At 70.6% G+C, this 17,823-nt stretch carries 16 protein-coding genes; 9 read left to right on the top strand and 7 right to left on the bottom strand.

Annotation, left to right across the window (positions count from 1 at the left end; translation table 11 throughout):
* Positions 1–34: 34 nt before the first annotated feature.
* Entirely contained in the window at positions 35–1,513 is a 1,479-nt protein-coding gene (locus tag ACGFNK_RS37105; RefSeq protein WP_393423193.1) for a sugar transferase, read from the bottom strand.
* Positions 1,514–2,070: 557 nt separating this feature from the next.
* Between ACGFNK_RS37105 and ACGFNK_RS37100 the strand changes: the two genes are divergently transcribed.
* Positions 2,071–2,244, top strand: coding sequence for a hypothetical protein (locus tag ACGFNK_RS37100; RefSeq protein WP_393423191.1), 174 nt, complete (start codon positions 2,071–2,073; stop codon positions 2,242–2,244).
* A gap of 209 nt (positions 2,245–2,453) precedes the next feature.
* Positions 2,454–3,605 carry an acyl-CoA dehydrogenase family protein gene (locus ACGFNK_RS37095; RefSeq protein ID WP_393423189.1) on the top strand — a complete coding sequence of 384 codons (1,152 nt, stop codon included), beginning with the start codon at positions 2,454–2,456 and terminating at the stop codon, positions 3,603–3,605.
* Positions 3,606–3,615: 10 nt separating this feature from the next.
* Here the strand turns inward: ACGFNK_RS37095 and ACGFNK_RS37090 are convergent, their stop codons facing one another.
* The 6 genes from ACGFNK_RS37090 to ACGFNK_RS37065 form a co-directional block, all read right to left on the bottom strand.
* Positions 3,616–4,170, bottom strand: a complete 555-nt coding sequence (locus ACGFNK_RS37090; protein ID WP_393423187.1) for a PaaI family thioesterase — start codon at positions 4,168–4,170, stop codon at positions 3,616–3,618.
* A gap of 13 nt (positions 4,171–4,183) precedes the next feature.
* Complete coding sequence (locus tag ACGFNK_RS37085; RefSeq protein WP_393423185.1) at positions 4,184–5,158, bottom strand: LLM class flavin-dependent oxidoreductase; 975 nt, start codon at positions 5,156–5,158, stop codon at positions 4,184–4,186.
* Positions 5,155–7,683, bottom strand: coding sequence for a GNAT family N-acetyltransferase (locus ACGFNK_RS37080; protein ID WP_393423183.1), 2,529 nt, complete (start codon positions 7,681–7,683; stop codon positions 5,155–5,157). The genes ACGFNK_RS37085 and ACGFNK_RS37080 overlap by 4 nt, the downstream gene beginning before the upstream one ends.
* Before the next feature lie 34 nt (positions 7,684–7,717).
* The gene (locus ACGFNK_RS37075) at positions 7,718–8,797 is read right to left on the bottom strand and encodes an amidohydrolase family protein (RefSeq protein ID WP_393423181.1); all 1,080 of its coding nucleotides are present in this window, start codon (positions 8,795–8,797) and stop codon (positions 7,718–7,720) included.
* Positions 8,798–8,873: 76 nt separating this feature from the next.
* On the bottom strand, positions 8,874–9,839 hold the full coding sequence (locus tag ACGFNK_RS37070; protein WP_393423179.1) for an electron transfer flavoprotein subunit alpha/FixB family protein: 966 nt from the start codon (positions 9,837–9,839) through the stop codon (positions 8,874–8,876).
* A gap of 67 nt (positions 9,840–9,906) precedes the next feature.
* Positions 9,907–10,674 (bottom strand): electron transfer flavoprotein subunit beta/FixA family protein, encoded by a 768-nt coding sequence (locus ACGFNK_RS37065; protein WP_393423310.1) that lies wholly within the window; start codon positions 10,672–10,674, stop codon positions 9,907–9,909.
* A 176-nt stretch (positions 10,675–10,850) separates the two neighbouring features.
* Between ACGFNK_RS37065 and ACGFNK_RS37060 the strand changes: the two genes are divergently transcribed.
* From ACGFNK_RS37060 to ACGFNK_RS37030, 7 genes are read left to right on the top strand one after another with little or no spacing between them, the layout of a single operon-like run.
* On the top strand, positions 10,851–12,176 hold the full coding sequence (locus ACGFNK_RS37060; protein WP_393423177.1) for a phenylacetate--CoA ligase family protein: 1,326 nt from the start codon (positions 10,851–10,853) through the stop codon (positions 12,174–12,176).
* Positions 12,176–12,886, top strand: coding sequence for a hypothetical protein (locus ACGFNK_RS37055; protein WP_393423175.1), 711 nt, complete (start codon positions 12,176–12,178; stop codon positions 12,884–12,886). Before ACGFNK_RS37060 ends, ACGFNK_RS37055 begins: the two co-directional genes overlap by 1 nt.
* 22 nt (positions 12,887–12,908) lie before the next feature.
* On the top strand, positions 12,909–13,823 hold the full coding sequence (locus ACGFNK_RS37050) for an SDR family oxidoreductase (RefSeq protein WP_393423173.1): 915 nt from the start codon (positions 12,909–12,911) through the stop codon (positions 13,821–13,823).
* A gap of 15 nt (positions 13,824–13,838) precedes the next feature.
* Positions 13,839–14,297, top strand: a complete 459-nt coding sequence (locus ACGFNK_RS37045; RefSeq protein ID WP_388684242.1) for a Zn-ribbon domain-containing OB-fold protein — start codon at positions 13,839–13,841, stop codon at positions 14,295–14,297.
* The gene (locus ACGFNK_RS37040; RefSeq protein ID WP_393423171.1) at positions 14,294–15,442 is read left to right on the top strand and encodes a thiolase family protein; all 1,149 of its coding nucleotides are present in this window, start codon (positions 14,294–14,296) and stop codon (positions 15,440–15,442) included. Before ACGFNK_RS37045 ends, ACGFNK_RS37040 begins: the two co-directional genes overlap by 4 nt.
* Positions 15,443–15,458: 16 nt before the next feature.
* Positions 15,459–16,706 carry an acyl-CoA dehydrogenase family protein gene (locus ACGFNK_RS37035; RefSeq protein WP_393423169.1) on the top strand — a complete coding sequence of 416 codons (1,248 nt, stop codon included), beginning with the start codon at positions 15,459–15,461 and terminating at the stop codon, positions 16,704–16,706.
* Entirely contained in the window at positions 16,703–17,818 is a 1,116-nt protein-coding gene (locus ACGFNK_RS37030; RefSeq protein WP_393423167.1) for an acyl-CoA dehydrogenase family protein, read from the top strand. Before ACGFNK_RS37035 ends, ACGFNK_RS37030 begins: the two co-directional genes overlap by 4 nt.
* Positions 17,819–17,823 lie beyond the last annotated feature (5 nt).

Below are 17,823 nucleotides of genomic sequence, written 5' to 3'. Positions count from 1 at the left end.
ACGTCGTCCGTCCGGACGACGACCCCCGCGCATATCAGTAGGCCCCCTGCCCGTGGAGCACCGCACGCAGCGTCTTCCACAAGATCACTGCGTCCAGGGCGAGCGACCAGTCCTCCACGTACCGCAGGTCAAGGCGGACCGCCTCCTCCCACGGCAGGTCGCTGCGTCCGCTGATCTGCCACAGGCCGGTGAGCCCGGGCTTGACCAGCAGCCGCCGCCGGATGTCCGGGCCGTACGCAGCGGTCTCCTCCGGTAGCGGAGGCCGCGGACCGACGAGCGACATCGATCCGTTGAGCACGTTGAAAAGCTGCGGGAGCTCGTCGATCGAGTACCGGCGCAGCACTGCTCCCACCCGGGTCACCCGCGGATCCCGGCGGAGCTTGAACAGCAGGCCTGCGCCCTCGTTGAGGTCGGCCAGCTCGGCACGTACCCCGTGAGCCCCGGCGACCATGGTGCGGAACTTGAGAATGGTGAACTCGCGGCCGTCCTTGCCGACCCTGCGCTGGCGGTAGAACGCCCCACCACGACTGTCCACGATCACGAGCAGCGCGACGAACAGCATCAGCGGCGCGAACAGCATCAGCAGGATCGCTGCGCCCATCCGGTCGACGACGCCTTTGATCGCCCGGCGGCCCCCGGTGAAGGTCGGCATGCTGACCCGCAGCAGCGGGATCCCGAGCACCGCGTCGACGTGCAGCCGCGGGCCGGCCACTTCCATCAGCACGGGGGCCACGACCATCTCGGCGTCGCTGCCTTCGAGGTTCCAGGCCAGCCGCTGCAGCCGGTCCGGTGACCAGTGCGGGTCCGGTGTGACCGCGACGACACGGTAGCCGTCGCGGCGGACGTGGTTGGCCACGTCCGCCAGTCGGCCGACGACCGGCACTCCGTCCAGGTGGTCACCGTCGAGCCCGAGCCCGTCCGTCGTGCACACCCCGTCCACCCGCCAGCCGAGGTGCGGGAACTTGCGGGTTCGGCTGATCAGGTCGCGCACGGTGGCCGGGCTCCCGGCAGCGAGTACCGGTCTCAGGCACCGTCCTTCCTTCCGCTGCTTGTGCAGCCGGAGGCGGAGCAGATACCGCACGGTCATGGTGACGAGCGCGATCGCGGGGATCGCCACGAAGATCCAGAGCTTGATGTTGCGCGAGGTGAGGGCGATTCCGCCGAGCGCCAGTACGACGGTCGCCGTGAACAGTGAGCGTCCGAGCCGGCGGAATTCCTCGGCGCCCTGGCCGAGCACGGCCGAAGACCACGACCGGCTCACCGCAAGCGCCCCCAGCACCAGCAGCTCGGTGCCGAATGCGAGAATCACCCACTTCTCGTGCCAGTTGGCCGCGTCCCGGACCCCGAAGAAGTTGCCGATCGCCGCCACCACCAAGGCGGTGGCCACGGTATCGCTGGTGATCACGGTACGGCGGTACCGCTGCTCCCAGTCGATCGCGGGCCGGCTGATTGCCCCGTTCGCCAGACTCCCGCGCGCTGACGAAAAAGGGTCGACTATTCCCCCCTGCCGCACAGAACCCCCCCGGTCCCCAGTGGTACGACGTGATCGCCTAACACGGTTCCTCCCCCCGGGAGGCCCCCGCCCCCCCGCACAGTCCCTCCCTTCGGGAGGCCCCCGCCTCCCGCGCCGCGCTGTTCCTCCCTCGGGAGGCCCCCACCCCCCGCGCATGACGTCCCGGCTACCTCAGCGCTACTTGAACAACCCACCCTGGTGGCACTGGACTCGCATGTCCTGCCAGACTCTCGAGGTGCGCGGGAGCCCGTCGAAACCTCGGGTGCTCCCCGCACCCAAAGCCCCCTCTCGGGCTTACCCCCACCTCTGGATCCGGGGACGCGACTGCTGGCTTTCCGTAGTGCCGGACGTATAGATCCTTGTTGATCGCCTCGTGTCCGATCAGCTGAAGCACGGTCAATCTAGACCATGAGTGCCGGTTTTGGAGAGGGAATGTGTGTAATTTGTGTTCGAGCTTTGGGACTTGATCCACCGATCGGTGACCGCCTACCGGTGCCTTCACGCCACCGTGCGCTCGGGCAGCGCGCCCGGCCCCCAGGCGCGGCTTCTGCGCGGTAGTGATCGGCGAGCTGCAGCGGGCCTTCTGCGGCGCCCGGTTCGGCAACACCTTCCCGCTGTTCGTGCACTACGGGGTGTCGCTGTGGGTGCCCGAGGTGGGCGGGACGATCGACCCGGACGACGAGGCGCACGACTCGATCGTGTCGGTGTTCGGCGGCATGTCCTCGACCTGACCTGGCCCCGAGTCTCCAGGCCGCGCCCGGTCTGTCCGTCCGGCTCCACCGGTCGTCCGGCCTGGTCGTCGAGGGTGATCGGGGTGCGCGGGTCGGCCTGGACGTTGCGGCTGTAGCTGCGGGGGTGCGACCGTACGCCCACTGGCGCTCTATCCGCTAACATAGAATAATTAGATAGATGAATAGCTGAGTGGTGGCGAGGAGTGGCCGTGGACTTCGGGCTGACCGACGAGCAGGACCTGTTGCGCATGACGGCACGGCAGTTCGTCGCCGACGTGTGCCCGGCCGAGAAGGCCAAGCAGTGGGACGAGGAGGGCGTCGTACCGCCCGAGCTGTTCCGCGGCATGGCCGATCTCGGCTGGTTCTCGCTTCCGTTCCGTGAGGACGAGGGCGGCGACGGCGGCGGGCCGCTCGAGCTCATCCTGATCGCCGAGGAACTCGGGCGGGCCAGCTTCGACGTCGCCATGTGCTACATCGGGGTCCTCATACCCGGGATAACCGTCTTCCGGTGGGGCAGCGAGGCGCAACGTGACTTCATCCGCGAGCAGGTCATGACCGGACGACACCGGCTCGCCGTCGGCCTCAGCGAGCCGGACAGCGGGTCCGACGCCGCGGCACTGGGCACCACCGCCGAGGACCACGGCGACCACTTCCTCCTCCGCGGCCAGAAGGCGTGGTGCACGGGCGGTGGGCTGCCCGACACGACCATCGCGACCTACGTGCGCACCGGACCCCGCGAGCCCAAGCACGGTGGCATCAGTCTGCTGCTCGTCGACCCCTCGACCAAGGGGGTCGAGGTGCGCCGGACACCCACATTGGCCCGGCACATCCTGGGCACCAACGAGGTCTTCTTCAACGACGCACTGGTGCCGAAGGAGAACCTCGTCGGCCCGCGTGACGAGGGCTGGAAGGTGATGCTGTCCAACATCGAACTGGAGAAGGTGATCATCACCGGCGGTTATCTGGGCGCCGCCCAGGCCACCCTGGACGAGATGCTGGAGTACGCGCGCACCCGGCACGCCTTCGGCCGTCCCATCGGCAACTTCCAGGCGCTCGCCCACGCCATGGCGGACCTCCAGACCGAGATCGACTCCGCCCGGCTGCTCGCGTACCGCGCCGCCTGGCTGCTCGCCCAGGGCAAACCGTGCACACGGGAGGGCTCTATGGCGAAGCTGAAGGGCTCTGAGACATACGTGGCGGCTGCCCGTCTCGGCATGCAGGTCTGCGCGGGGCACGGCTTCTCGACGGAGAGCGTCATGAGCTTCCGCTACCGGGAGTCCATCGTGGCCACGATCTCCGGGGGGACCAGTCAGATCCAGCGCAACGGCATCGCCCGCAGCATGGGGCTGCGGTCGTACTGACGACAGACGGCTACTGACCTTCCCCGTCCGTGTCCTGGTCCGTCTTCTGCTGAGCCAGCCACTCCTCGTGCCGTGCGAAGTGGCCCCGGTCGCGGGTGACCCATATCCCCGAGGCCCGGGCCAGCACGGCGCGGGTCGGCAGCAGCACCATCTCGCCCGCGATGTACCAGCGTGAGCCCGCGCGCCGCTCGACCCAGGCCCGGACCTCCAGAGGCCGCTGAACAGGCACCGGCTTCACGAAGCTCACGGTGAGTTCGGCCGTCACACTCAACACCCGGTGCAGCAGCGGGAGATGACCGAGGCAGTCGTCCAGCACGGCCGCCGTCCAGCCGCCGTGCGCGACATTTGGCCCGCCTTCCTGGTCTCGCGGGCAGGCGAGCTCGAACCAGGCCACGCCGTCCTCGTCGAGCCGCTCCCGCTCCACGCCCAGCCGGCAGGAACCGGCGACGCGGCACGCACCGCACAGTGCCACCCCGCCCGGGGTGCGGGGCGGCTCCTGGAAGTCCGCCCCGGCCCAGTGACCGGTCGGCGTCGTCGCCCCGGTTTCGCCGGCTTCCGTCGTCATGCTCAACTCCTCGTCAGACATCGGCAAGCAGCGGGCGCAGCTTCCCGGAGATCAGCTGGACCTGGCGGGCGACCATGTCCTCGGGCATCCCGGCCAGGGAGGCCCACAGAAACACCCCTTCGACCGGCAACCCTGCCACGTACGCCTTGACGGCATCGGCGACGTCCTGCGGTGTGCCGTAGAGGAACTGACCGACACCGGTCGCGCGCAGCCCCGTCTCCCGCCACTTCTCGGGATCGATGGGGCGGGGGACGGGCTGGTCCGTCCCCTCCACCATGTACCGGCGGTAGCTGTCCCACTGGTACGCCAGGTGTGTGCGCACCACGGGCCAGTCGCCGTCCGGGTCCTCGGTGACGAACGTGGTGAAGGAGCCCTGCATCCGTGCCGTCGAAATGTCGTAGCCGCTCTCGGCGAGCCCGTCCCGGTACGGCGTCAGCAGCGCCGGGTTCAGCGACAGCAGCCCGGTGCCGAGGCGGCCGGCCCGGCGGGCGCCCTGCGGACCCTGGTAGCCGAGCCAGATCGGCAGCGGATCCTGGACCGGCCCGGGGGTGACCAGGGACTCGGCCCACAGGCCGCGGATCTCCCGGACCCGCTGGTCGGTGGTGGAGTAGCGCTTGCCGAGGTCGCCTCCGTACAGCCGGTACTCGGGTACGCGGTAGCCGGTGCCGAGCCCGAGGTCCAGGCGGCCGTCGCTGATGATGTCCACGATCGCCGCCTGTTCGGCGATCTCGGGTGCCGCATGCAGCGGGGCGGGGATGACCGCGGTGCCCAGGCGCACGCGGCGGGTACGGGCGGCGGCCGCGGCCGCCATGGTGAGCGGCTGCGGCAGGTAGCCGTCCTCGAAGCCGTGGTGCTCGGAGAACCAGACCGAGTCGAGACCCAGGCGGTCCGCCTCCTCGCACATCTCCAGGGCGAAGCCGTACACCCGCGACCAACTCTGCCGCCATGGCGGCGGGTTGCGCAGGTCGAAGTAGATGCCCACCTTCATGAGGGGCCGCCTTTCATCGGGTGTCCAGTCGTGTCTCCCGTGGCGTTGTCCGCCAGCCGGATCGTCGCGTGGGCGACGGCGACCCCGTCCCCGGGCGGCAGCAGCCGTACGGGACGCAGCTCCAGCGCCTCTATCTCGGGCAGGTCCTCGACCATCGCCGAGATCCGCAGGACGGTCTCCTCGAGCGCCGCCAGATCCACACCCCGGCCGCCCACCCGCCCGTCCAGCAGCGGAGCCGCCCGCAGCGAGCGGACCATCTCCCGGGCGTCGCGGTCGCTGAGCGGAGTGACCCGGTGGACGACGTCCGCCATCAGATCGGCGTAGTCCCCGGTGAGGCCGAAGGCGACCACCGGGCCGAAGACCGGGTCGGCGCTGACGGAGAGGAACGCGTCCGGGCCGGGGTCCGGCCCGGAGCCCGGTTCGGTGTCCCGTACGGCGATTCCGTACGAGTCGAGAAGCTCGGCCGCGATGGACGCAGGGACCAGGCCGCGGGCCGATCCGGCGACCAGCGAGCGGGCGCGCTCCACGTCGACTCCCGCGAGATCCGGTACGACGCCTGCGGGCATGCTGCGCCAAGCCTCGTAGGCCGCCGCGTGGCCGAGTGAGGCCGCCGCCGCCTCGGGGAACGTGTACGTGGGTACGACCAGGTCGCCCCGGTGCAGCAGATCGGCGACGCCCGCGCCGCCGAGGAAACTGGTCACCACCGGCTTTTCGGGCGCGGCCGCTGCCGCGTCGAGGATCGCCGACGCCACCTCGTCGGGCTTGTCCGCCAGCGGCGGCATGAACAGGACGATGGCGGCGTCGATGTCGTCGTCGGCCAGGACGGTGTCCAACGCGTGCCGGTAGTGCGCGGCGGTCGCTGTGGGGGTGAGGTCGATCGGGTTCGCGATGTCGGCACTGGGCGAGAGGGCCGTACGCAGGGCTTGCTGGGTGGGCTCCCCGAGGGCGGGCACGCGCAGCCCGCTCGCCGCGCAGGCTCCGACGGTCAGTGACGCGGGCCCACCCGCATTGGTGATCACGGCGACCCGGTTGCCGGGCGGGGGAGGCTGGTGGGCGAGCAGCAGGGCGACGTCGAACAGCTCCTGGAGGCTGCGGGTACGGATCACCCCGGACTGGGCGAAGAGCGAACTCACCGCCGAATCAGCGTGCCCCGGGTGCACCGCGATGATCGGCTTGCGCGGCGCGACCCGGCGGGCGATACGGGCGAACCGGCGCGGATTGCCGAAGTGTTCGACGTGCAGAAGGATCACGGAGGTCTCAGGGTCCTCCTCCCACCACTGGAGCAGGTCGTTGGTGGACACGTCCACCGCGTGGCCCACCGACACGAAACCGGAGAAGCCGAGCCGCAGCCGCCGCGCGAAGTCGAGCACCGCGAGCCCCAGCGGTCCGGACTGGCTGGACATCGCCACCCGGCCGGGGGTCGGCAGGGCGGGTGAGAAGGTCGCGGCCAGCCGTGCCGCGGGCGTCGTGTTGACCACGCCCATGCAGTTGGGCCCCACCAGCCGCATCCCGGAGGTGCGGGCGAAGCGGGCCAGTTCCAGCTCGGTGGCCCGTCCGGCCGCGCCGGTCTCCCCGAAGCCGGTCGAGACCACGACCACCGCCTTGACGCCGGCTTCCGCGCACTCCCGTACGACCTCGGGCACCGCCTCCGCCCGCACGGCCACCAGCGCCAGATCCGGCGGCTCGGGAAGCTCCCGGACACTCGGGTACGCCCGCACTCCGGCGATCTGCTCGGCCTGCGGATTGACCGGGAAGACGCTGCCGCTGAAACCACCCCGCAGCAGGTTCGCCACGATCTCGTTGCCGATCGTCAGCGGGCTGCGGTTGGCGCCGATCACCGCGACCGACCGGGGTTCGAGCAGCGGTCGCAGCGAGCGCCGTACGGCCGTGTGCTCGCGGCGCTCGGCCCGGGCGACGGCCTGGGCCTGCGGGTCGATGGCGATCTCGAAGTGGATGATCTGGCCGGGTGGCCCGGTCTCGACCCGGTAGCCGGAGCCGAGGAACACATTGATCATGCGGGTGTTGTCCGCCAGGACGTCGGCCTCGAGGACCCGGATGCCCCGGGCGCGGGCGGCGGCGGCGATGTGTTCGAGGAGCAGCCTGCCGAACCCCTCGCTCTGGTGGTCGTCCCGGATGGTGAACGTGACCTCGGCGTGCTCGGGTTCTTCGGGGTCGCGGACGTAGCGCACCAGGCCCGCGATCTCCTCGCCGGCCAGGGCGATCAGCGCCAGCTCGTTGAGGTAGTCGACGTGTGCGCCGCGCCGGATGAGGTCGTCGCGCACGCGGACCACCGGGCCGAGGGACCGGTAGGCCAAGGTCGCCCGCGACAGAGTGCCGACGAACGCGACCAGGCGGTCGGCGTCCTCCGGCCGGATGGGCCGGACGAAGGTCGACCGCCCGGTCCTGACGAGTCCGGGCCGTTCGAGGTCCTCGGGGTACGACCGTTCCGGGCTCTCGGCGTACGGCCGTTCCCGGCCCTCGGGGTACGGCCGTTCCCGGCCCTCGGGATACGGGGGAGTGGTCACGGGTGTTTCTCCGCCTGTGCCGGGCCGGTGCCGCTCAGACGGCCGCCTCCTGGGGAGTCTGCTCCGGCAGGCGGAAGAGCTCGTTGAAGGTGCCGCGCGTGACGCGCTCGCGGATGTCGTCCGGCACGCCGTCGAACAGCTCGCGGAGCGTGGACTGGGTGTGGCCGTAGGTGCCTTCCAGGTGGGGGTAGTCGTCGCCCCACATCACGTTGCGGTAGCCGGTCGACTCGACGATCTCCACCGAGCTCTTGTCGTGCTGGAAGGAGGCGTACACCTGCTGCCTGATGATCTCGCTGGGCAGCCGGCTCAGCTTCGGCCGGACGAACATGCCGTGCTGACGGTATGCCTCGTCCATGCGGTCGCCGATGGCCGGGACCCAGCCCGCGCCGCCCTCGGCGATGAGGATCTTCAGGTTGGGGTGGCGGTCCAGGGCACCGCCCGCGACCATGTGGGAGATCACGCGCATGCCCGGGTAGGTCGTCTCCATGTAGTTGACGATGGCGCCGCCGGGCCCGCGGAAGACGACGTTCTCGCCGCCGGTTCCGATATGGAAGCCGAGCACGAGACCGGCCCGCTCGGCGGCGGTCCACAGCGGCTCCCAGCGGTCGAGGGCGTACTCCTCGCCGGGCCGTGTCGAGCAGGGCAGGAAGACCGACTGGAAGCCCAGCTCGGCCACGCGCTCGACCTCGGCGACCGCATCCTCGATGTTCGCCGTCGAGACGCACGCGGGGGTGATGACCCGCTTGTTCTTGCTCAGGATGTCGGTGTGCGCCCAGTCGTTCCAGGCCTTCACCGTCTCCCGGGCGAGCTCCCGCTCGGTGATCGACACCAGCCAGAACCCCATGGAGGGGAAGGCCAGTTGGCCCCAGACACCCTCCTGGTCCAGGTCCTTCAGCCGGACGTCGAGGTCCCGGGAGCCCGGCGGGCGCATGGCGTCCATGAAGTCGTTGAGCTGGCGGTCGATGCGCTCGCCGTCGATGTAGAGCACCTCGTACTTCTCGCCGCGCTCACTGCGCGGCGCCCGGTCGGCCAGGCGCGGCGGCAGGGCCTCGGTCCACAGGTCGTCCGGTTCCATCACGTGGGAATCCCCAGAGTTGACCCAGATCTTCGTCATGGCGCTCCTTCGGGGCAATAGATGCAATCAGTTAAACACTTTAGGAGTTTGAGGGGCTGGATGGAAGGGCGGAAGATCAGCTCCGACGCCGTTCGATCTCCTCCACCAGCTGCGGCAGCACCTGGAAGAGATCCCCTACGACGCCGTAGTCGGCGAGTTCGAAGATGGGCGCGTCCGCGTCCTTGTTGACGGCGACGATGGTCTTGGACGTCTGCATGCCCGCCCGGTGCTGGATCGCGCCGGAGATGCCGGCGGCGAGGTAGAGCTGCGGGGAGACCTGGGTTCCGGTCTGGCCGACCTGGTGGCTGTGCGGGTACCAGCCCGCGTCCACCGCGGCGCGGGACGCCCCGACGGCCGCCCCCAGGGTGTCGGCGACGCGCTCGATGACCGTGAAGTTCTCGGCACCGTTCACGCCGCGGCCACCGGAGACCACGATGTCGGCCTCGGTCAGCTCGGGACGGTCGCCGCGCTCCCGCGGTGTGCGGGACAGGACCTTGACGGCGGCGGAAGCCGGGCCGAAGGTGACGTCCCACTTCTCGACGGCGGGTGCGACAGGGGCCGGTTCGGGGGCGGTGGCGTTGGGCTTGACGGTGATGATCGGCACGCCCCGGGTGACGTGGGCCGTCACCTGGTGCGTCGCCGCGAACACGGACTGCTCGGTGACCGGGCCGTCCTCCCCTGCGGTGACTTCGACGGCGTCCGTGATGAGCCCCGAGTCCAGGCGGAGCGCCACCCGCGCGGCGGTCTCCTTGCCGTCCGAGCCGGCCGGCAGCAGGATCGCAGCCGGGCCGGTGCGCTCGGCGATCTGCGTCAGGGCGTCGACGGCCGGGGTGACGAGGTACTCCTCCACCTCGGGGGCGTCCACGACGTAGACCTTGTGGGCACCGTAGCGGCCGAGGACCTCGGTCGCGGTGTCTGCGCCGCCCAGTCCCAGGAAGACGGCCGACGGTTCGCCGAGGCGGCGTGCCAGGGTGAGGAGTTCGAGTGTCGGCTTGCGGACGACGCCGTCGGCGTGGTCGACGAGTATGAGGATCTCGGCCACGGTGATGCGCTCCTTGAGTCGTGTGGGTGTGGGTGTGGGTGTGGTCGGTGTCGGGTGACCGGTCCGGTCAGGCGAACTTTCTGATGGTGAGGAACTCGGCCAGCCCCACGCCGCCCGCACCCTCGTCGCTGACGATCTCTCCCTTGCTGCGCGGCGGGCGCCTGGCCGCGGTGTCCACGGCCGACCGCGCGCCGCTCCGCCCGACCTGCTCGGGTTCGATCCCGAGGTCGCCGAGGTCGAGGGTCTCCACCGGCTTCTTCTTCGCGGCCATGATCCCCTTGAAGGAGGGGTAGCGGGCGTCACCGGAGCGGTCGGTCACCGACACGACGGCCGGCAGGGTGCCCTGGATGCGTACGCTCGCACCGTCGCCCTCGCGGCGGCCGGTCACCGTGCCGTCCTCGGCCTGGACCGCCAGCTCGTCGACGTGGGTGACGGCCGGGACGCCGAGCCGTTCGGCCAGCATCGCCGGTACGACGCCCATGGTGCCGTCCGTCGAGGCCATCCCGCACAGGACGAGGTCGAAGCCGTGCCGTTCGATCGCCCTGGCCAGGACCAGCGAGGTGGCGAACGCGTCGCTGCCCTCGATGTCGTCGTCGCTCACGTGGATCGCCGAGTCGCCGCCCATGGCCAGCGCCTTGCGCAGCGCGTCCTTGGCGTCGTCGGGTCCGACGGTGAGGTAGCTGATCTCGGTGTCGACGCCGGACTCGGCGATCCGCAGCGCCTGCTCGACCGCGTACTCGTCGAGCTCGGACAGCAGGGAGTCGACCGACGCCCGGTCGGTGACGCCCTCCTCGGTGAAGGTGCGGTCCCCCGTGGCATCGGGCACGTGCTTCACACAGACAACGATCTTCACAGCGTTCTCCCGAGGCTCTCCCGTAGGTCTAATGAGTGTTAATAGTTAACTATATCGATCGGTGCGGCGCGAGGTCTGGCCTTGAATCCGTCGAATTGGTTGACTGATTGCGCTGATAGCTGGAAGATCTGGGCAGCTTCATCGCGCAAGGAGGCGCCATGGTCGGTGACAGGTCCGACGAGGACAGGTACTTCGAGCCACAGGTGGAGACCATGGCTCGCGAACAGCTGCGGGCGCTGCAGGAGGAACGGGTCCTTGAACTCGTCGAGCACGCCTACGGCAACTCCGCCTTCTACCGCGAGCTCTGGGACGAGCACGGGGTGCACCCACGCGACATCCGCACCCTGGACGACTTCCGGGCCCGCGTCCCGTTCATCACCAAGGACATGGTGCGCGCCTACCGGGCCCGCACCGGCGATGCCTTCGGCGGTCTGCTGTGCGTCCCGATGGAAGAGCTGACCTCAGTCTCCTCCAGCTCGGGCACCACCGGCGACCCGGAGTTCTTCGCCGAGATATGGCAGGACGCACCGCCCCTGGTGACCGCGCAGGTACGTGACCTGTGGGAGCTCGGCCTGAGGCCGGGGGACCGGGTGCTCAGCCCGCCCGGCACCTTCCGCAACCTCATGGACCCCGGCTACCAGGCGCTGGGCGCGGTCGTGATCGAGGTCGACACCTGGCTGGGCAAGATGCACGAGGTCGTCGAGGCCATGCGCACCTACCGCCCGGCCTACCTGCAGATGATGTATCCGCAGATGGTGGAGCTTGAGCACCTGGCCGAGAAGGTGGACCTGAAGGAGGCGTTCTCCTCCCTGAAGGGCGCCTCCTGCGCCGGGCAGCCCCTCAGCCGGAAGATGCGCGAGCGGATCCGCGACGACTGGGGCATCGACGTCTACGAGTACACCAGCGCCGCCGACACCGGCACCGCCTGGGAGTGCCGCGAACACGACGGCTTCCACCTGTGGGAGGACACCGTCTTCGCCGAGTGCGTCGAGGTCGACGAGCAGGGCGGATGGCGCGACGTTCCGGAGGCGGACCTCGGCGAACTGGTCGCCACCGACCTGGACAACCGCGCCGCACCACTCATCCGTTACCGCAGCGAGGACCTGGTCCGCCTGTCGGGCGACACCTGCGGCTGCGGGCGCACCCACGCCCGTATGTGGGTGGCCGGACGGCGCGGCGACGAGACCGTGGTTCAGGGGCGCTCCGTCGTACTGCGGGACGTCTGGCAGGCCGTGGAGGACCAGCCGGAGACGGTGGCCGGAGTGTTCCAGATCGTCCGGGAGTCCCGCGAGGTCGACGAACTGCGGTTGCGCGTCGGCTACGACCCCGCGCTCACCGGCGACGTCGGCTCCCTGGCCGGGCGGCTGAGCGAGGCCGTACGGGAGCGGACCGGCGTCAAGCCGGTGCTCGATATGCGCACCGAGGAGGACCTGTTGAAGACCATGACCAGCGTCGCCAAGTTCCCCCGGGTGGTGAAGAGCTGATGGCACGCGCCGACACCCTTGCCCGGGCCCGGGAACTCGACCGGCCCGAACTCGCTTATCTCATGCGCTTTCCCACCGCCGACGGCGTCAAGGACATGGAGCTGACCTGGGCGGAACTCGCCCGCGACACCGCCTGGGCCACCGAAGGGCTGCGCGGGCACGGCCTGGCCGCCGGGCAGCGTGCGGTGCTGACCACCTCCGGATTCGAGGGTTTCTGGGGCCAGGCGGTGATCGGAGCCCTGCGCACGCTGAAGGTGACGTACGGCATCGCCGAGGCGATGGGCTGGGACCACCGCCGTACCGCGGTCTTCCACCGGGAGCTTGACCCACAGGTGGTGATCGGCCTGTCGGCGGAGACCCTGGAGGGACTCGCCGGCAGCGCCGACATCGGCGAGATGTTCCGCCCGGTGTCCGTCGTAATGGCCCGGCCGGCCGCCATACCGGTGCTGCGCGGTGTGGGTGTGTCCGCGTGCCTGATCTCGGCCGTGGGACCGGCCCTCGCTCTGGAGTGCCCCGAGCGAACCGGCGCGCACGTCAACGCCGCCGAATGGCGGGTCGACGAGCGGGACGGGCAGCTGTTCCTGGCGGCGGGGGAGCAGCGAACATCGGCGCTGCCCGAGACGCCGCTCGGCATTGCGGGCCGCGTCGTCACCGGCCGGTGCGGCTGCGGCAGCGAGGACCCGCGCGTTCTGCTCGCCGAGGCCAACTAGCCATCGCATCAAGGAGTTGAAGATGTCCGAAGGAGTGGTCGACGGCCGAGTCGTGGTCGTCACCGGCGCCGGTAACGGCATCGGCAGGGCGCACGCCCTGGCGTTCGCCGCGCACGGGGCGAAAGTCGTGGTCAACGACCTGGGCGGTGCGCGCGACGGAGGCGGTGCCTCGGCCGGGCCCGCCCAGGCCGTGGTGGACGAGATCGTCGCGGCCGGCGGCCAGGCGGTGGCCAACACGGACGACATCTCCACTTGGGACGGCGCCGGCAGCCTCGTACGGCAGGCCGTGGACACCTACGGCGGCCTGGACGTCCTGGTCAACAACGCCGGCATCCTGCGGGACCGGATGATCGTGTCGATGACCGAGCGGGACTGGGACGGTGTGATCGCCGTCCACCTCAAGGGCAGCTTCGCCACCCTGCACCACGCCGCCGCGTACTGGCGCGAGCGCGCCAAGGCCGGTCAGAGCAACGACGCCCGGGTGATCAACACGACCTCTCCGTCCGGCATCTTCGGCAACCCCGGCCAGTCGAACTACGGCTCGGCCAAGGCGGGCATCGCCAGCCTCACGCTGATCGCCGCCGCCGAACTCGCCCGCTACGGCGTGACGGTGAACGCCATCGCGCCGACCGCGCTGACCCGGCTGACCGAGGACATCGAGATGATGAAGCAGGCCGCCGAGAGCCAGGACCTGACCCCCGAGGCCATCTCGCCGCTCGTGGTGTGGCTCGGCTCGGCCGCCTCCCGCGAGGTCACCGGCCGGGTGTTCGGCGTCGTCGGCAACCGGATCACGGTCCTGGAGGGCTGGGTCAACGGCCCGGCGACGGGCGCCGAGTCCCGATGGACACCGGAAGAGCTGTCCTCCGTCGTCCCGAACCTGGTGGCCAAGGCGGCTCCGAACGCCGACGCCATGGGCAACCGCAGCACGACGGCCTGAAGGGGGCAGCAGCACATGACGACGACGCAAAGGCCGGTCGCAGAGGGCCTGTTCACCTGGCCGCCCTCGGCGGACGCACCACCGCGGCTCATCGGATCCGAGTGCACGGCCTGCGGACTGGTGAGCTTCCCCACCGCCACGCACTGCGTACAGTGCGCGGGCACGGAGTCGAAGGAACGGCTCCTGTCGGACCGCGGAACGCTGTGGACGTACACCACGCAGAACTTCCGCCCGCCGTCCCCGCCGTACGACGGCCCCGAGGCCTTCGAGGAGTACACGGTCGGATACGTCGAACTCCCCGGCGAGCTGCTGGTCGAGGGCCGCCTCACCGAACCCGACCCGGAGAAGCTCAGGATCGGGCAGCCCATGCGGCTCACGCTCGTGCCCTACACCGTGCAGGACGACGGCACCGAAGTCATGACGTTCGCGTTCGCCCCGGCGGAGGACGACGCGGCCGAGGAGGAGGCACAGTGACCGAGGCCGTCATCATCGGGGTGGGGCTCCACCCGTTCGGCAGGTTTCCCGGGAAGCCGGCGATGGACATGGGCGCGGACGCGGTACGGCTGGCGCTCGCCGACGCGGGCGTGACCTGGCCGCAGGTCCAGGGCGGCTACATCGGCAGCTACGAGGTCGCCAACCCCGACGCGATCGTCGGACAGCTCGGCCTCACCGGCGTGCCGCTGCGCGGGGTGTTCAACGGCTGCGCCACGGCCGGTACGGCGGTGGCGCTCGCCGCCCGCGCGATCGAGACCGGCGAGCACGACCTGACCATCGCGATCGGCCTGGACAAGCACCCGCGCGGCGCGTTCGCCGCCGACCCGTCCGTGGCCGGCATCCCCTCCTGGTACGGGCAGACCGGGCTCTTCCTGACCACCCACTTCTTCGGCATGAAGATCAACCGCTATATGCACGACCACGGCATCTCCCACGAGACGCTCGCGCGCGTGGCGTCGAAGAACTTCGGCAACGCCGCCGGCAACGACAAGGCCTGGCGCCGCACCCCGCTCACACCCGAGGAGATCCTGGCCTCACCGGTCCTCAACTACCCCCTGCGCCAGTTCATGTACTGCGGCCCGAACGAGGGGGCCGCGGCCGTCGTGATGTGCCGCGCCGACCAGGCCCACAAGTACACCTCCACCCCCGTACGCGTACGGGCCACCGCTCTGCGCAGCCGCAGGCTCGGCGCCTTCGAGGTGCAGAGCCCGTCGTTCCCGGTGGGCGAGCCGGTGGAGAGCCCGACGGTGGACGCCTCCCGGGCGGCGTACGAACTGGCGGGCATCGGCCCCGAGGACGTCGACGTCGCCCAGCTCCAGGACACCGACGCAGGGTCGGAGATCATCCACATGGCCGAGACCGGCCTGTGCAAGGACGGCGAGCAGGAACGCCTCGTCGCCGAGGGCGCCACCAGGATCGGCGGCCGGCTCCCGGTCAACACCGACGGCGGACTGCTCGGCAACGGCGAGCCGATCGGCGCGTCCGGACTGCGCCAGATCCACGAGATCGTGCTCCAGCTGCGCGGCACGGCGGGGGACCGGCAGGTCCCCGGCACGCCCCGCGTCGGCCTCACCCACCTGTACGGCGCGCCGGGCGCGTCGGCGGTGACGATCCTCTCGACCTGACAGCGGAGCGAACGCGATGGAACCCGACGACATGCAGGACTTCGCCGCCGAGGCGCGCCGTTTCCTCGACGCGCACGTGGCGAAGGCCCCCGACCGCACCGCCCTCACCTGGGGCGAGGGCGACGACACGATGGCGTACTTCAGCAGCCTCCCGCCCGAGGAGGAGCAGGAGCATGTGCAGCGGGCGCGGGAGTGGCAGCAGACCCGTCACGAGAACGGCTTCGGCTGGATCACCGGCCCGCCCGAGTACGGCGGCCGCGGCCTGACCCCCGTCCACGACCTGCTCTACGACTCCATCGAGTCCGAGTACGAAGTCGCCGACACCGGGGTGCTCGGCGTGGTCGGTCTCGGCATGATCGGCCCGACGATCCTGGCCCACGCCCAGCAGCACATCAAGGACCGCTGGTTGCCCGCGATGTACCGCGGGGACGCCATCGCCTGCCAGCTGTTCAGCGAGCCCGGCGCCGGGTCCGACCTGGCGAGCGTCGCGACCCGGGCCGTCCGCGAGGGCGACGAGTGGGTGATCGACGGGCAGAAGGTGTGGACCTCGGTCGCCCAGCACAGCCAGATCGGCCTCGCGCTCACCCGTACGAACCCGGACGCGCCCAAGCACCGCGGCATCACGGCCTTCCTGATCCCCATGGACACACCTGGCGTGGAGGTCAGACCGCTCCGGCAGATGACCGGCGGCGCCGACTTCAACGAGGTCTTCCTCACCGACGTACGCATCCCCGACGACCACCGTCTCGGCGAGGTCGACGGCGGCTGGACCGTCGCCCTGACCACCCTGATGAACGAGCGCGCCACCGTCGGCAGCGAGGGCGCGGGACCGGTGGCCGCCGCCCTGTCCCCGGACCGGCTCTCGGCGCTGATGCGCGCCACCTGGACCTGGGACGACCGCGCCTTGCGCGCCCGCCTCGCCGAACTCCTGGTCGACGCCATGGCCACCGAACACCTCAACGCCCGCGCCCTGCGCAAGCTCCGCGCCGGGACCGCACCAGGCCCCGAGATGTCCGTCTCGAAGCTGATGTACGGTCAGAATCTCACCCGCGCCGCGCACTTCGTGTCCGATGTGCTCGGCCCCCGGCTCATCGCCGACACAGGCCAGTGGGGCACGTACGCCTGGTCCGAACTGCTCCTGGCCACCCCGGCCCTGCGCATCCTCGGCGGCACCGAGGAGATCATGAAGAACATCCTCGCGGAACGCGTCCTCGGCCTGCCCAAGGAACCGGTGGCCACCGCTGCCAAGGAGGTGCGTCCGTGACCGCCGACGAGAGCGAACTGCGGGAACTCCGTGCTTCTGTACGCGAGTTCCTGGAGGCCAAGTCACCCGAGGAAGCCGTACGGAAGCTGATGGACAGCGATCCGCGCTTCGACGCGGAGGTGTGGGCGCAGGCGGCCGACCAGCTGCGGCTTCCGGGCCTGGCCATCCCCGAGGAGTACGGCGGCGACGGCTTCGGTCTTGTCGAACTCGGCGTCGTGCTGGAGGAGATGGGCCGCGCCCTGCTGTGCGCGCCGTACTTCGCCACCGTCGTCCTGGCCGCCCAGACCCTGCTCGCCTCGGGCGACAAGGAGGCCTGCGCACGCCACCTGCCCGGCATCGCGGCAGGGCGGACCACGGCCACCCTCGCCGTCGCCGAGGACAGCGGCTTCTGGGACCCCGCGCTGATCTCCGCACGCGCCAAACCCGACGGGGACGGCGGCTGGAAGCTGACCGGCCGCAAGTGCTTCGTCATCGACGGTACGACGGCGGATCTGCTCCTGGTCGTCGCCCGTACCGTCGCCGGTCCGTCGCTCTTCGCCGTCGACCGGCAGGCGACCGGACTTGCGGCCGCCCCGATGGAGACCCTGGACGCCACCCGGGCGATGGCCCGGCTGACGTTCGACGCCGTGCCCGCGACGCTCGTCGGCGCGAACGGGGCGGGCGGGCGCATCATGGCCGAGGTCCTGGACGTCGCCTCGGTCGGGCTGGCCGCCGAGCAGGCGGGCGGAGCGCGCCGGTGCCTGGAGATGAGCACGGAGTACGCGAAGGTACGTCACCAGTTCGGCCGGCCCATCGGCTCCTTCCAGGCGGTCAAGCACAAGTGCGCGGACATGCTCGTCCAGGTGGAACTGGCCGAGGCCTCCGCCCGGGAAGCGGCGCGGCTGGCCGCCGAGGGCTCCGCGGACTTCGCGGTCGCCTCGGCGGTGGCGCACGCGTGCTGCTCACGGGCGTACATGGCCGCGGCCATGGAGAACATCCAGGTCCACGGCGGCATCGGCTTCACCTGGGAGCACCCCGCCCACCTGTACTTCCGCCGCGCCAAGTCCTCGCAACTGCTGTTCGGCGGCCCGGCGGTGTATCACGAGCGGCTGCTGGACCGGCTCGGTATCTGATGACA

Origin of the sequence: Streptomyces sp. NPDC048825, from assembly GCF_043198355.1 — a bacterium.
GTDB lineage: Bacteria > Actinomycetota > Actinomycetes > Streptomycetales > Streptomycetaceae > Streptomyces > Streptomyces xiangluensis.
The sequence above is the reverse complement of the archived record's forward strand: the minus strand, read 5'-3'. Positions and strand labels throughout refer to the sequence as shown.